The 16,245-nt window shown below is 42.1% G+C and carries 11 protein-coding genes; 5 read left to right on the top strand and 6 right to left on the bottom strand.

All coding sequences use genetic code 11. The annotated features are described in order from the left end of the window. Positions 1–82 precede the first annotated feature (82 nt). The gene (locus ABIX36_RS22925; protein WP_348084498.1) at positions 83–1,918 is read right to left on the bottom strand and encodes an ATP-binding protein; all 1,836 of its coding nucleotides are present in this window, start codon (positions 1,916–1,918) and stop codon (positions 83–85) included. Positions 1,919–2,438: 520 nt separating this feature from the next. On the opposite strand from ABIX36_RS22925, the gene ABIX36_RS22920 reads away from it, so the two are divergent. Continuing rightward, positions 2,439–4,916 (top strand): PAS domain S-box protein, encoded by a 2,478-nt coding sequence (locus ABIX36_RS22920; protein WP_348084497.1) that lies wholly within the window; start codon positions 2,439–2,441, stop codon positions 4,914–4,916. A 10-nt stretch (positions 4,917–4,926) separates the two neighbouring features. Then, on the top strand, positions 4,927–8,463 hold the full coding sequence (locus ABIX36_RS22915; protein ID WP_348084496.1) for a response regulator: 3,537 nt from the start codon (positions 4,927–4,929) through the stop codon (positions 8,461–8,463). A gap of 729 nt (positions 8,464–9,192) precedes the next feature. On the opposite strand, the gene ABIX36_RS22910 is transcribed toward ABIX36_RS22915, so the two are convergent. From ABIX36_RS22910 to ABIX36_RS22890, 5 genes are all read right to left on the bottom strand, one after another. Next, positions 9,193–9,807: a TMEM175 family protein gene (locus ABIX36_RS22910; protein WP_348084495.1), complete on the bottom strand. Its 615-nt coding sequence runs from the start codon at positions 9,805–9,807 to the stop codon at positions 9,193–9,195. Positions 9,808–10,044: 237 nt separating this feature from the next. After that, positions 10,045–10,830 carry a hypothetical protein gene (locus ABIX36_RS22905; RefSeq protein ID WP_348084494.1) on the bottom strand — a complete coding sequence of 262 codons (786 nt, stop codon included), beginning with the start codon at positions 10,828–10,830 and terminating at the stop codon, positions 10,045–10,047. 11 nt (positions 10,831–10,841) lie between these two features. Next, on the bottom strand, positions 10,842–11,792 hold the full coding sequence (locus tag ABIX36_RS22900; protein WP_348084493.1) for an SDR family oxidoreductase: 951 nt from the start codon (positions 11,790–11,792) through the stop codon (positions 10,842–10,844). 100 nt (positions 11,793–11,892) lie between these two features. Further along, a complete protein-coding gene (locus tag ABIX36_RS22895) occupies positions 11,893–12,822 on the bottom strand; it encodes a helix-turn-helix transcriptional regulator (RefSeq protein WP_348084492.1) in 930 nt (309 codons plus the stop codon). A 13-nt stretch (positions 12,823–12,835) separates the two neighbouring features. After that, positions 12,836–13,810 carry an SDR family NAD(P)-dependent oxidoreductase gene (locus tag ABIX36_RS22890; RefSeq protein WP_348084491.1) on the bottom strand — a complete coding sequence of 325 codons (975 nt, stop codon included), beginning with the start codon at positions 13,808–13,810 and terminating at the stop codon, positions 12,836–12,838. 187 nt (positions 13,811–13,997) lie between these two features. Between ABIX36_RS22890 and ABIX36_RS22885 the strand changes: the two genes are divergently transcribed. The 3 genes from ABIX36_RS22885 to ABIX36_RS22875 form a co-directional block, all read left to right on the top strand. Beyond that, on the top strand, positions 13,998–14,561 hold the full coding sequence (locus ABIX36_RS22885; RefSeq protein WP_348084490.1) for a Crp/Fnr family transcriptional regulator: 564 nt from the start codon (positions 13,998–14,000) through the stop codon (positions 14,559–14,561). Positions 14,562–14,695: 134 nt separating this feature from the next. Next, positions 14,696–15,175, top strand: a complete 480-nt coding sequence (locus tag ABIX36_RS22880; protein ID WP_348084489.1) for a cupin domain-containing protein — start codon at positions 14,696–14,698, stop codon at positions 15,173–15,175. A 156-nt stretch (positions 15,176–15,331) separates the two neighbouring features. Continuing rightward, positions 15,332–16,245 (top strand): adenylate/guanylate cyclase domain-containing protein (locus ABIX36_RS22875; RefSeq protein ID WP_348084488.1); only part of this gene is annotated, 914 nt, incomplete at its 3' end.

The following is a 16,245-nucleotide window of genomic DNA, read 5'->3' as shown; positions in this document are numbered from 1 at the left end:
GAAGCTGTTGCCCGTAAATGTATTAATATTATTTCGCCTTAATTTATTTATTTTCAGGTATTTAAATACCCAGGGCTGGATGCTATTTTAAATATCGGTAACCTGCATCAGGTGATTCAACCCGTGAAACTGGTTTTACCGGGAACGTCATTGTGAATGTGGTACCTTCATTTACCCGGCTTTTAAACTTAATTTTACCATTCATTAGGGCGGTATACCGGGAAACTATGTTTAAACCCAATCCTGTTCCCGGAATATTTCCAGTATTGTGCGCACGGAAGAAAGCTTCAAATAAATGCTGCTGATCGTCTTCCGGTATACCAATGCCATTATCCCTGATAATGATGGTTAAATAACTTTTGGTGATTTTAGTAAAAAATTCAATAAGGGATGAGGGGCCTGAATATTTGATCGCATTGCTGATCAAATTGATGATGCTATTTTTGAGTAAAGAGGGATTGAGCATTGCCACCCGGCCCCGGCCGGTATGACGATATACGATCTGCTGCTCTTTTTTTGCCAGGGACTGCATATCTTCGTTTATATCTTTAGCAAATTTAACCACATCAAGCGCGCTCAGGATAGGGTCAATCTTTCCGGTTTCCAATAGTTCCAGCGATAAAAAATCGTTTAGTATATTAGTCAGGTTCTTGGACGCATTTTTGATGGTTTCCGTATACTTTTTAATGATAGGATGATCCAGATCCTGCGCTACCCTCCCGATCAACTCGACTGACAATTGAATAGATGTGAGTGGCGTTTTAAATTCATGCGAAGCCATAGACACAAAGCGGCTTTTCAACATATTCAGGTGCTTTTCCTTTTCGAGGGACTTGCTTATTATTTCACTGCTCAATTCAATAGCGGTAACAGAGTCGGTCAGGGTTTTATTGTTGATATTAAGCGCAGCCAGTAATTTATTCAGTTCGGTAATGTCATAAAAGCTGATGATGGCGCCGTCTGTTTTGCCGTTGTTTTGCCGGATGTATGGCATGGTCATGACCTGGTATGTTTTCCCTTCAGAAGATTCAGCCTCTCTGGTAATGATTTGATCGTTTAACATAACCTGCCGGATGTCAGCAACCAGTGTTTCAAATTTGATGTTTGTTGTGATATCTTCCAACGGCCGGCCAATGTCGCTCTCCCTGAGATTGATGTGTTTGACCGCACTAGGTGAGTACCGTTTTAGCAGCAGGTCACGATCGACAAACAACTGCCCATTGGTATTACTCCGGAAATAATTATTCAGGTCATCGTTTGATTCAGTGAGGTCCGCATTAGTTTCCTGTTGTTCCTTATTAATAGTCTGTAACTCTTCATTAACGGATTGCAGTTCCTCATTAGCGCTTTGCATTTCCTCGTTAGCTGACTGCAATTCCTCATGAAAGGACTGAATATTTTCGTTGGAAGAGTTAATGAGTTCATGCGCTGCTTCCAAGTTACTTTTCGCTTCAGCCAGTTCCTGCTCTAAACTACCAAGGTGCGCCAGTTTTAATAGGCTGAGGTCTATGGGGGCGATCAGCGACTTGTCCCTGGGTTTTCTCTTATTAGTGGTAAAAAGGATCAGCAATTGCTGGCCTCCAAACCCGTTGGTTAAGAAAGGGGCGATGGAGACATTTACGGAATATTTACCATCAAAATCAAGATCGTCGAGGATAACCCGCCGCTGTAATTTCAGGGCTTGGTGAGCCGCTGCTTTAACGTTCATAGCGACTTCATCAGGCAGTAGTTCGCTAAGCTGAAAATTGAAATTTTCATTTTTGAGGTAGACAGACGTATCACCAAAGGCTTTAATTACAGTGAGGTGCTCATCTGCACAGACGCCAGTCAGCCCAGCAGCTTCAAGGACGGCTATTTGTTCGTCATGCGCCGTTAAAATCCGGGATACTATTATAGCTGATCTTTTACCGTGATGCACGCTGTTAGGTTTATGGCGATTACCGCCGGATTAAGTGTAGTCTAATTTAGAATGATAAAAAGAAGTAAATCAAATATAACAAATTACAATCCTTGTAATGCAAAGAATTGATTATTGCAAATTATACCTGCCGTGTGAGGAACAAAATTCATCACTATTGGAGCAGCGGGCAATGATCATAAACATCTTATAAAATGACTTAGATCATTTGCTACGATGTTATAAAGAGGGAGCTTTGCTATGGCATGATTTATTGATCGTGCGGGGAAATAAGAGTTATGAGGAGAAACCTTCAGGACCAATTTTGATTAAGGCCATCGGTTAACCGAACAGATGCGCGCGAAGAAATTTTCCTTTACAGATTGCTTTTATAGTTTGATAGTAATCAAACAACTACATCACTACAACGTTAGTTAATTGACCAATCAAATTCACGCGGTATAATTAACCGGCCATCTTTAATTCCGCCTTGTATTGAATGCCTTTTCAGGTTACCTGAATCTTAATTGAACATAGATATATGAAATCGAGCAGCGCGGGAGAATTGAAAAGAGTAAGCAAAAAACTGCTAGTTGAAATAAAAAAGAAGGATAGCCAATTAGCAGAGCTGACTAAATTAAGGCGCCTTTACGCTTTCATCAGCCAGGTCAATCAGAAAATTGTCCGGGTAAAGGACCAGCAGACGCTTTTTAAAAACGCCTGTGCGATCGCTGTCCGGTTCGGTAAATTTAAGATCGCCTGGATCGGCCTGTTTGTTAATGACGATCAGCTACTCAATTGTGTCAGGCAGATCGGTATTCCGGCCGAAGATTTAAAATACTTCAAAGATTTTTCAATAGCTGAAACTGGTCCGCAAAAAAAAGTTTTGAACACTGGCGACTGTTATATCCGTAATGATATTTTCATTGAGCCGGAATTTAAAAACTGGGTAGCTTTCGTGGACAAACATAAAATTTGCTCTTTTATCATCCTACCTATTAAAAAAGCCGGTATAGTTATAGGCACCTTTAATCTATATAGTGTTGAACCCGGTTTCTTTAAAAAGGAAGAAGTAGCGTTGTTGCTAGAAGTAACAGGGGATATCTCCTTCGCGCTCGATATGTTTGAACGTGCTAACAAGCAAAAACTGGCCGAAGAACAAGTCAATATTGTTGAAAAACGGTACAAATTCCTGATAGAAAAAAGCTTTGATATTAAAACCCTGTCTAATGCTGATGGAGAAATCATTTATTGCAGTCCATCTGTAAACACCCAATTGGGCTATACCGTAGACGAATTTATTCACCGATCCATGTTTGATCTATTGCATCCGGACGATATCCTGAAGTTTAAAAAGGATCGTGATACAGTTCTTACTACGCCAGGCACAACAGTTTATTATCAGCGGCGGATGCTGCATAAGAATGGCAGCTGGATATGGTGCGAGGGATCTACGACCAATATGCTCGCCGAGCCGGGAATCCACGGCCTTTTATCCAACTACCGAAATATCACGGATAAGAAGATTAGGGAGCAGGAACGTGAATTTGACCAGAACAATCTGACCGCGCTGATCAATAATACCAATGACCTGATGTGGAGTATTGACACGGATTTCAATTTAATTACTGCTAACAAGCCTTTTAATGAGATGACTAAAAGAATGCTGGGAAAGCAGATCGAAAAGGGACGAAGCTTACTCGATTCGGGATTTTCAGATCATCAAAAACTTGAATTAAAAAAAAATGCTGACCGCGTTTTTTCCGGTGAGGCTTTTAGGGTCACCGAACACAATAAGTATCCCACAGAAAGCTGGTCAGATATTGCTTATTCGCCAATTATTAAAGGGACTGAAATTGTGGGCGCTACTTGTCATACGCGCGATATCACCGGATTGAAAATCGCTGAGCAGAAAAATTTGCAAAGTGAAGCCAGATTGATGGAAGCGCAGGCTATCACGCACACCGGTAACTATGATATCGACACGATCAACCATGTCGAGGTCTGGTCGGACGAAATGTACCGGATATATGGAATCAATAAAATGGAGCATGAACCATCCCCGGAATTATTTTTTTCCTTCATTCACCCGGATGACGTGGACTACGTGAGGGCAAGAATAGACCGGACTTTTAAGGATCTGGAAAGCGCAAGTACCGAATTTCGATTTATCCGCCATGATGGCGCATTAAGATATGGCTGTAGTGAAACGAAACTGGAACGGAATCAAAATCACAAAATAAGCCGATTTTATGGCACTATGCAGGATATTACCCAACGCAAATTGGCCGAGCTGGAGTATACTAAAATGATCAATGACCTTTCCATCCGCAATAAAGACCTGGAGCAGTTCGGCTATATCATATCCCATAACTTACGCGCCCCGGTGGCTAACATTATTGGCGCCTCCGTTGCCTTAAAGGATCCTGAACTAAGCTCCCAGGATATCGTAATATTGAACGACGGCATTAATTCCTCTGCAATGAAACTGGATCAGGTGATACAGGATCTCAACCAGATCCTGCAGGTGACCGGGACCATTGATAAGATCGACGAAAAAATTATTTTGTCGGAGCTGGTTGAAGATATCAAAGGGAGTGTTCAACTATTGATTGACAAATATCATATCACACTGAGTTATGACTTTTCTGAGGCTAATCATTTGTTTATTTTCAAACCGTACCTGTACAGTATCTTTTACAACTTAATCCTAAACAGCGTCAAATACCGGAGAATGGATATATCATGTATTATCCACATTAAGAGCCATCAACTGAAAAACAAAGTTGAACTCATTTTTCAGGACAACGGCACCGGCATAGACCTTCAAAAACATGGTAACAGTGTATTTGGATTATACAAAAGGTTCCATGAGCATATTGAAGGCAAGGGAATGGGTTTATTCATGGTAAAAACACAAGTGGACGCGCTAGGTGGAAAGATCAGCATTCAAAGTGCGCCCAACCGGGGAACTGAATTCACCATTGAACTGACCGTTCCTGAAACAAGAACCAATTAAAGCACATACCGTGGATACTTTACCGATACCCCATAATGAAAATGAAAGATTAAAGGCGCTTCACAGTTATGAGCTACTTAATTCCCTGCGCGAAGAAGAATTTGACCGGATCACAGAACTGGCATCCCTGATCTGTGACGTTCCGATAGCCCTTGTGTCATTGGTTGACGAAAACAGGCAATGGTTTAAGTCCAAAGTCGGCCTTGATATCGACGAAACGCCACGGGAACTGGCATTTTGCCAATATACGATTATGGGCGAGAGCTTATTTGAAGTGGAAGATGCTGCTAAAGACGAGCGGTTCGAAGAAAATGAACTGGTTACGGCCGGGCCTAAGCTTCAGTTTTATGCAGGGTATCCGCTGATTGATCCCGATGGCTTTGCATTGGGTACGCTTTGCGTGATCGACCGCAAACCCAATAAATTAACAGCTAAACAAAGAAGATCGTTACAACTTCTGGCGGAGGAAGTAATGATGCTGATCATCGAAAGGCGGCGAAAGGAAGAGTTGCGGAACTTTGAAAAATTATTCCTGTTCTCAGACGATCTGATCTGTATCACCGGAGCGGACGGTAACTTGAAAAAAGTAAATCCCGCTTTTACTAAAATTTTGGGTTGGGACCGGCAGTTTTTACTTGAAACATCTTTTTTTGAATTCATTCATCCGGATGATTTGGAATTAACCAGGGCCGAGCTCCTTAAGCTCACTACCGGAATAAGCACGATCAATTTTCTCCTTCGTATCCAGAGCAAAGATAACGGTTACCGGTTACTGGCATGGACGGTGACTCCGGAACGGAGTAAGGACAATCTATTTGCGATCGGGCGGGATATAACCGATGAAAAGGCGAGAGAAAAGGAATTGGCGATCAGCGAAGAAAAGCTACGGGCTTTTTTTGAGAATTCCCAGGGACTGATGTGTACACACGACCTGCGAGGCAATTTCCTGACCGTTAATCTTTCCGGCGCAGCTATGCTCGGTTATACAACGTCAGAAATTATGCAGATGAGCCTATTCGATATTATTCCAAAAGAGCGGCATCATCTTTTAGAAGGTTATCTTCTGGCTATTCAAGCTAAAGGTCACCTGGAAGCGCAAATGATTACACGTCATAAAGACGGCGCGCTGCATACCTGGATGTTCAATAATGTTTTAGAAAACAACCCCGGACGGGACCCTTATGTGATCGGCAATGCCATAGACATTACCGAAAGGCAAAAGATCGAAAACGAATTGCTGACCGAAAAATCCAGGTTGGCTGCTTTCGTAAAGCATGCTCCCGCTGCGGTGGCCATGCTGGATAACGACATGCGGTTCGTCGCGGTCAGTAATTGTTGGCTGGAAGATTATAAACTTCAGGATCGCGATATTATAGGCATGTCTTATTATGAAGCGTTCCCTAATCTGGGCCCTGAATCCAGGCAAAGGCATCAAAGAATCCTGAACGGCGCGATTGAAAAAAAAGAAGGAGAATTCTTTACGACTGCCGGAACAGATCAAAACCAGTACATTACCTGGGAAATGCGACCCTGGTACAAGGCTGGCGGCGCTATAGGTGGTGCGATGGTGTATACGCAAAACATCACCAAGATGGTCGAGCAGCAGGAAGAACTTAAGAACGCAAAAATATTAGCAGAAGAAGCCAGCGTGGCTAAATCGGAGTTCCTGGCAAACATGAGCCATGAGATCCGGACACCGCTGAATGGCGTGATTGGTTTTACCGACCTGGTGCTAAAAACGCAGTTGAACGAGATCCAGCAACAGTATCTTACCATTGTAAACCAATCAGCCAATGCTTTATTAAGCATCATTAATGATATCCTCGATTTTTCAAAGATCGAAGCCGGTAAGCTGGAACTGGAAATTGAAAAGTGTGATCTGTATGAACTTGGCGCTCAGGCAACCGATATCATCACCTATCAGATCCAGACCAAGGGCCTGGAGATGTTGTTGAATATTCCACCTGATCTGCCGCGGTTCATCTGGACAGATATTGTGCGGCTCAAGCAAATTTTGATCAACTTATTAAGCAATGCCTCTAAATTTACAGAACACGGCGAGATCGAATTAAAAATAGCCGCACTCTCTATGGAGACCGATCAGGTTACCATGCGATTTGCCGTACGCGATACCGGGATCGGGATTAAACCGGATAAGCAACTGAAGATATTTGATGCCTTCTCTCAGGAAGATGGTTCTACGACCAAGAAATATGGCGGTACCGGTCTGGGCTTGACGATCTCCAACAAACTTTTGGGCCTAATGGGCAGTAGGCTGCAACTGGAAAGTACGCCAGGAAAAGGCAGTATATTTTATTTTGATATTAACCTTAAAGCAGAGCAAGGCGAGCCGGAACATTGGGAAAACCTGGAACTCATCAAAAACGTGCTCATCGTGGATGACAATGCCAATAACCGGCTGATCCTCCAGGAAATGCTTTTATTAAAAGGCATTGAAAGCACCGCAGCGAAAAACGGGCTGGAAGCCTTACAGATGATCGCAGCAGGCGGACATTATGATGTGATCTTAATGGATTACCATATGCCTTATATGGACGGACTGGAAACGATCAGAAAAATCAGGGAGAATTTTTATGCTACTGCTGATGAACAGCCGATCATGCTGTTATATAGCTCTTCAGACGACGAGAAAGTGATCAGGGCATGTGAAGAATTTCAGGTCAGCCACCGGATGGTAAAACCAATCAAAATGCAGGACTTGTACAGTACCCTATCCCGCCTGTATAAAAAAGCAGGGGCTCTCTCCGAAACAGAACCTGACCAACCAAAAATGGAGACAACCAAAAACCGCATCACCATTTTGGTGGCAGAGGATAATGCGGTCAATATGCTGCTGGCCCGTACAATTATCAGAAGGATCGCACCTAACGCTGTTTTGCTGGAGGCCCATAATGGGATAGAAGCATTGAACTTTTGTAAAAAACAGTTGCCCGACCTGATCCTGATGGATGTACAGATGCCGGAAATGAATGGTTACGAGGCTACGGAAAAGATCAGGCTGATGGAACGCGGCACGCACGTGCCCATTATTGCGCTTACTGCAGGCAATGTTAAAAGTGAAAAGGAAAAATGTTTTGCCGCAGGTATGGATGATTTCGTTGTAAAGCCGGTGGTGGAAGAAATGATCGCAACGGTCATGAATAAATGGCTGAACTTTGGACAAAACAAATTATCACTGGAACGGGCTGACGGATCAGTTAAAGAAGAAGTTCATTTCGACCGGGAACAGATCCGGAAATATATAGGAGACGACCAGGCAATTATGAAAGAGGTCATTGATTTGACTAGAGTGGAACTGGCTCAATCGCTGGAGATTCTGGAAAAGCAGATCAGCATAAAAGACCTGAAAGGTATTAAAAGTATGGGTCATAAATTATATGGAACCGCCGTATCTGCAGGACTCCATATACTTGCAGGTATCGCTATGAATTTGGAACAATTGGAAGAATTTGATAGCGAGCAGATGTATTCGGTTTTTTCAGCCTGTCAACAGGAAATTTCGATCATCTTAAATCTAATGGCATGACACGATAGGCTTGCACGGCGAAGAAACAGCAATTATTTACAATATAGGGAAAAGAGGGCTCAATGTTATGATATATAATAAGATTTTATATTCGGCAAGCTAAAGTTTCATCTAAAGACTGGATACGAACTAATTACCTAAAACGCCAACTTACGTAAATCTTAAAAAAAACAGTTCGAGAATCGTCCAATGTGGGCTACGTTCCATCGCGTATTATTTAAGCATGTTTCGTTTTGCCTGTGGAGAGATCCGGTCTTATAATTTATTCAAAAAACTTTTGAGACGGACGAATAACTCGTCATACATTACAGAAAATCACCTGAACGGTTTATGACGAGCAGTATCTCAGGGCATACGGCAGGCAACATAGTAAGCGAGGCGTACTGGTTGTGGCTGCCGAAGATCTTTAATGGATCGTTCTGGGAGAGGACTAGCCGCCGGCCGGCACCCACCGCGGGCTATCAGAATTGGCGGATGTGCTTTAGAAGGCATCCGAAAAGGTGAGAATGACATACCCCCAGATGTACTAAGATCGAACCAATTTATTATGACCTTATAGTATTATGATGTAAGCATCTTATCTAATTCATAGTCTGTACCCGCTATAATTCCTTTAATATAAGTGGCGAGTTTACTGACGGAGTATTAGTCATATCTCGTTCCTTTTAAACTTTAAAAAGCATTGACCATGGGCACAGATTTTCGCTGAATTTTCAAATAATATTTTGTTTAATCTGTTGTTAGTTTGGTCCTGGGAAAAATAAAATAAATGGAAATTATGGTATAAACTCCGATTGCAAGCCAGTTATTGACCCAACTTAATCCCGCGCCTATTAAATAAATGACAGGAGCGTAAAATCCACGCAGCCTCGCGACCTTTACTACGATATTGTGGTTCGGAATTCCCTTAAGCAACTGCACATGCCTGATCAAATAAACACCCATTAACGAGAAAATAACAGTAGGTAGAAACATGCATAACCCATAAAAGAACGTAGCTGCGTTATTCCCTGGATATTCCCCTAACAATTTAGTGGGGAATGGCAGTAGCGAAGTGAAAAGCAGCAAAAGATTATTCATCCAAAACAACCCAAAATCAAAGCTTTTAACCTGCTGCATAAACCGGTGATGATTCATCCATATCACGCAGACTACCAAGAAACTGTTGATCCAAGATAATAATTTAGGCAAGGTTGCTACAATGGCAGCCCATACGTTTTCATTTGTTGGGTTATTGATGTGCGGAAAGTGCAGATCAAAAACGAGCAAAGTAACTACAATAGCGAAAACCCCATCACTGAATGTTTCTATCCTGTTCACAGTAAAATCTATCGATGCTTTCATGTTAATATTTATGCTTAGTGCAGTTGGTTAAGTTAATTCGCGACATTTAAAACAGTGGCTGGTCATCAATTTATGATATGTGCTGGTTTTAGATTTGATCCGGAGTATACGGTCAATTTCTTCGAAATCAATACGCTCGTTGTCTATTGGATATTCTTGATTAACACATCCTCCGAGAATTTTTAAAGCGTGTTTCTATAATACTTTTGAACATTAACATTTACACTACCTGTCCCTTTAGCGCGCTATTTTCATTTCCTTGTTCTCTATTAATGGGCTACCTTTCAGTGCCCTGACTAAAGTGAAAACCGCCAGGCATCCGTACAACAAACCTGCAATGGTAATAGCGAGTGTGTTTTTTAACACATACCACGATAACAACGGCAGCACTTGTAAGGCATGCATGCCAATAAAATGCGCGATACGAAGATCGCCATACTTTGTACTCCAGTTTAAAACAGGTAAGGCCGGGCCGCCTTCTGCACCACCGATTGTATGGGTTGATCTTGCACCCATCGATGCCCCCTGGAAAGCAAAAAAGACAAACAGTACAATGCCCATGCGAATACTTAAGAGATAGTGGTACGGTAAAGTCTTAAAATCGGCCTCGAAAAAGAGGAGGCCGATATATCCGGTCCAAAGGGTAGCTATTGCCGCGGCTATGCCCATCATGGCTGTTAAAAATGCATACAATGAGGAACTGAAATTATAATGGGACAATTGCCCTCGGCCAGCCTGTAGCGCAATATATACAACTTCAAACCCTAAGAGGATAATTATTACCCAATTATATATAGTAACTGTTCCGGTTGCAAGTAACTCGTAAGTATACCAGCCCATTGTCAATGAGAAAATCGCTATAGATAGCGCAAACTTAAAAGGTTTGAACCAGGCGTTTGCGCCCCTTATTCTGGTACTTGAAAGCCGTGTGAGTGATAGAAACACTAAAGCTGCAATCAGATTACAACACCCAAAAATAAATAGTGGGTAATTTTTATTATACAAGAGTTCGATGAAGTGCATTATTGCTTTAATTAAGATTTAAAATACCGCCCATGTTCAAGATCCTCTAGCAGGGATTTCTGTTGTGGTTGCCATCCTAACGATTCTTTAGTAAGTACGGCTGATGTCTTATTGTCAGCGGCAACCAGTCCGCCTAAAAACCCAAAGTGCTTTTCGGGTCGGCTTTCAATTGGTAAGTCCAATTTATGTCCTATAATACTTGCGATTTCCTTAAAAGGGATGCCATCATCAGCAACCCCATGATACCTTGCACCTGCTTTGCCTTTTTCCAGGGCGATCCTAAAAAGGCGGGCGGCATCCAGGCGGTGTACTGACGGCCAATGATTTACCCCTTCATTAGCATATCCTGAAACTCCCTTTTTGCGGGCTATATCAATTAGGTTGGGGACAAATCCATGATCGCCATCTCCGTGAACGGAAGGTGGTAGCCGCACTATCGAAGTCCGGACGCCATGGGAAGCCAGTTCAATAGTTACCTTTTCAGAAGGAGTTCTGTAACCGGCAGGTGATGCAGGGTCCGGTTCGTCATTTTCGTTGCCGATATGGCCCGGAGTTAAGATCATCGTACCTGATGTAGTTACCATGGGGCGGTCAGAACCTTTGAGTACAGATCCCATTGCAGTTATCGCATCGCTATCCATCTTAGCAATAGTTGTCATGAAACGCAAAGCTATGCCGGCCGGAAGCCCGCCAAGCAATACCCGGAGACGGGCACCAATACTGATCTTTGAAAAAGAATGGATAAAGGCAGTATGAATTACGCCGTCCGCTTTTGCGGCACCTGCTTTCAAACTATCGAGATCATCTAACGAACCAAAATGTGCTTCCCCTCCTAAGTCGATAAGCGACTTCGCCGAAGCATCCGACCTGACAAGGCCGATAACCTGGTGGCCGGCCGCTGTTAACTCCGAAATAAGAGCCGATCCTATAAAACCTGAAGCTCCTGTTAGAAATATACGCATGAATTTAAATTTTTTAGAAATTGTTAATTAAAAGATTTTCGAAATTCGAGTGCTGGCTGTTTGTGTCGGTTTCTTAACAGATCAAACAATTGCATCCTGATCAGTTGAATTTTGCCCTGAATGTTAAAGGTGAAATGTTGGTTTTGGCTTTGAATAACTTGCTGAAAGATTGAGAATGTTCGAACCCTAACTGGTACGCGATCTCACTTACCGATAAGTTTGTTGTTGATAGCTGCTGTTTGGCTTTTTCAATAATTTTCTCATGGATATGTTGCTGCGTGGTCAGGCCGGTCAGTGTCTTCAGCAGACCACTCAAATAATCAGGAGATACATGAAGATACTCTGCCAAATAACTTACGGTTGGAGGGCCATCCTGCATCGCTTTCAAATCATTAAAACAGTCTACAAGCTTTTTGTTAAGACGATCCAATAGCTCATGACTGGCTTTTCTTCTGGTCATAAACTGACGCTGATAAAAGCGATCGGAATAATTGAGCAATGATTCCAGTTGCGTGATAATGATATCATGGCTGAATTTATCCATGTTATTATGATACTCTTGCCTGATATTCCCCAGGATCTGCATAAGTGTCTCTTCTTCTTTATCCGAAAGAAACAAAGCCTCATTAACCGCATAATCGAAAAAGCCGTATTGCCCGATCTTCTTTGCAAGCGTGGTATTCCATAGAAAGTCGGGATGGAAAAGCAGCAGCCAACCTGATTGCTCAGGGCTTGCGTATTTCTGCGGATCGAATCCGGCGACCTGACCAGGCGACATAAAACTGAGTACGCCTTCATCAAAATCATAGGCTTGCTGGCCGTATTTGAATTTTACAGGTGATCTGAATCCCCTTTTTAATGAAATATTGTAAAACCCATTGACCACGTTCCCCGGTATGCCCGCAGGTATGTGCTCAAAGGGTTTAATATCAATAATACTGATCAACGGATGCTCAGGTGCCGGTGCACCCAGTATCTTGTGAAAATCACTGATCGTTTTGATCTGGTAAGGCTGGTTTTTTTCCATCATGCAAATTGACTATTTATTTTGATAAGCCTTCGAGGGCCTTTGATACTGCTTGTTTATAAGAAAGCGGTTTGCGCGGCAATAGTTTTCTGATAGCCGAGGGGTCGCCGATCAGGTCTGCGCCCAATCCACCCAGTGCCCCTTTGATCGCTCCTTTCGGTGATCTGGCAATACGCTCGATCAGTGGCGCAGAAAAGCGTAAAAGGCCTAATGGAATATGGATCTTCTTGGGATGAGCATGACCAACAACGTCCGCCGCTTCATCGATCAACTGATCACCCGTTAATATATCATCGCTGCCCACTTCATAGCACTGTCCATAAGCTTTCCGTTCCTGCAATACACCTATCAGGTTATAAACCAGGTCGTCAATGGCAATGCTGCGAAATTTGTTAAGGCCGTTGCCTATGACAAAAGCCGTGCTTTTTTGCGCATTTGCCAGCACCATGTTAAATCCCTGCCCGCCAATGCCTACGATCATGCCCGGCTGGATCACGGTCACATCCAAACCGCTGTTTAAAAGATATTGTTGTGTTTTCCACCGACCACCTGTCCAGGCGTCTTTAGCATCAGCAGAAACGCCAAGTGAAGTGACGTAGATCAGGCGTCGCACGCCGTGCATCCTGCAGCCTTCCACAATATTTTCCAGGGCGTTCATTTCAATGTCCATAAATCCGAGTTTCGACGTGTCTTTGTGCTGAGGCGCAAGTGTATGGATAGAAATATAAACCGCATCTATAGACTTCAACGCATGCTGTACAGACGCAGGGTCTGTAAGATCACCTTTGACGATCTCACAGCCGAGTTTAGCTAATTCTTCTAATTTGTCCGGGCTGCGGGCGAGGCAGCGTACCGTATAACCTTCAGATAATAACTGGTTAGTTAAATAACCACCAATAAATCCTGATGCACCAATGACTAATATCCTTTTCATAATTAATTTATTTGATGATGTAAAGGTCCTGACAAAGCCGCCAATGAATGTGACCATATCCGGTTTAGTTGTAGCCAAAACTGGTATGCGGACTAAAAATGCTGTCTTTTCCGGACGCGACTGAAAGTTTCCGGGGTAGGAATACACAAATAATCCAGTTATGCAACACCTTTTAGGGTCGTCAAAAATATGCACATAAATTAGTATTTTGGTATTCGATACAAACGTAGAACTATAAGTATTTATGAAAGATTTTATAAATCAATTTCAGGAGTTTTCGCAACTCGACGATGCGGCGAAGCTTGATATGATTACGGTTTCAAGGTTACAGCATTTTAAAAAAGGTGAAGTTATTCTCCCTGTCGGCAATGTCTGCCGCCATCTTTATTTCGTAAATCAAGGTCTGGTTAAAATATTTTCCGTCAAAAGCGGTAAAGAGTTTATCATGCGTTTTTTTTCCGAATCACAAATCTTCGCGGTTTTCGATAGCTTCTTAACGAAAACACCTGCTAACTTTACCATCATTGCCCTGGAAGATTCATTAGTGACCATGATCAGTCATACCGAAATGGAAGCCCTCAGCAGAAAACACCACACGGTAGAATTCTTTTTTAGAAAACTCATCTCAGATACTTCTGTTCGTAAGACTAAAAGAATTCATGAAATTCTCGGAGAAGATTCAACCTGGCGCTACCAGAATTTCATGAAAGAAAATAAACACATTGTCCATCGTATCTCTCTTGGCGATGTATCGAAATTCCTGGGCATCACCCAGCAGTCGCTGAGCAGAATAAGGTCTCAAAAATAATTGATTTTGCTTTTTACCATAGGTTAAAAATTATGCCAGACTGTTAGTTTAGTTTTGATTGGTTATCTAATAGATATAGCTAAGCCTATCCTTTTAGACCAACATTAATTAAAGTTTAACTAATTAAAACAGCTATGAAACAGTCAATTGATCAAGATCTAACATCCGCATACTGGATGTTAGATATCCTATGGGTAATAAAAGCTTATGCTGCAGATACCGACAATGCTTTTAGCATGATAGAGCAAACGATGCCCTATGGATCAGGCCCACCGCCCCATTATCATCAAGACATGGATGAAATGTTCTATATCCTGGAGGGCGAACTCACTCTATGGCTGGATGGACAAATTATTAAAATGGGAAAGGGCTCTTATGCAAGAGTTCCGAAAGGAATCACACATTACTTCAAGATCACCAGCGAACAGCCTTGCAAAGCTTTGAATATGTATACTCCGGGAGGGTTTGAGGAAGGTGTTATCCGTAACGCTACTAAGGCAGAAGCTTTGACCTTGCCGCCGAAAGGTTTAGCCTATCACGGGAGTATGGACAAAAATGATATGCACACAGCTGTCGATATTCAGCCTGTCAACTTATTAGAAGATCTTGAATAATTTAGTGGTCAACTTCATCTATTGACATAATTAATAAATTAATTCGGCAGATTTGTACTGTATCAATTCACAGGTTGGTACAGATGCGCTGATTTCCAGGGATAAGATTCTATATATCGAATCCTGTAATCAGTGACGATTTTGTATTTTACAATTATGCTGCTACCAAAAACCATAAGAAATATTAAGCGCGTTATTCCTTTTGGCGTATTATGGTTTATTTTCAGTCTCATCTATGTGATGCTGGAGAAAGGGATTATCGGAAACCTGGACCATTATCCCTCTACGGGCGTTGATTACAATTTTGGAAGAAACATTTTTTTACTCCCATTATCAGCCTTGATGATGGGACTTTTGACAGGGATTCTGGAGATCGGTTATTTCAGTAAGTGGTTTATTAAAAACAGGTTCATTAAAAAAATCATCTTCAAATCCCTTATTTATTTGGTCATTGTAATTGTGTTCCTTGTCATTATTACTTTCATCAATACCCTATATACGAAGAACGTACATTCTATTAAGAGCCTGGTATCTCCAGCCTGGGCGTTTTTCACCGATTACGCCGTGATCGGTATTATGGTATATATTGCCTCAATAATTGTGATTACACAGTTATACGCTGAATTTAGCCAGAGCATTGGGGTGGGTACATTGAGTAATTTTTTCTTAGGTAAGTACCATCATCCGGTAGAAGAAGAAAGGATATTTATGTTCCTGGACATGAAGTCGTCTACTACAATTGCGGAAAATTTGGGTCATGTCAGGTATTTTCAAATGTTAAAGGAATATTTTTTCGATCTCTCGGTCGCTGTCATTGACTATGCAGGTAAAATCTATCAATACGCGGGTGATGAGATGATCATCAGCTGGAAACTAAAAGACGGATTAAAAAACAATAACAGTATTGAGTGTTTTTTCGCTATGAAACGCGCACTGCAAATACAGTCTGAAAAGTATAACAACGAGTTTGGTTTTTTACCGGCGTTTAAAGCGGGTTTGCATTATGGCATGGTAACTGCCGGTGAGATTGGATCGCTGAAAAAAGAAATCATCTTCACAGGGGATGTCCT

Origin of the sequence: Mucilaginibacter sp. (assembly GCF_039925265.1) — a bacterium.
Lineage (GTDB): Bacteria > Bacteroidota > Bacteroidia > Sphingobacteriales > Sphingobacteriaceae > Mucilaginibacter.
This window is presented reverse-complemented; position numbering and strand designations above follow the sequence as displayed.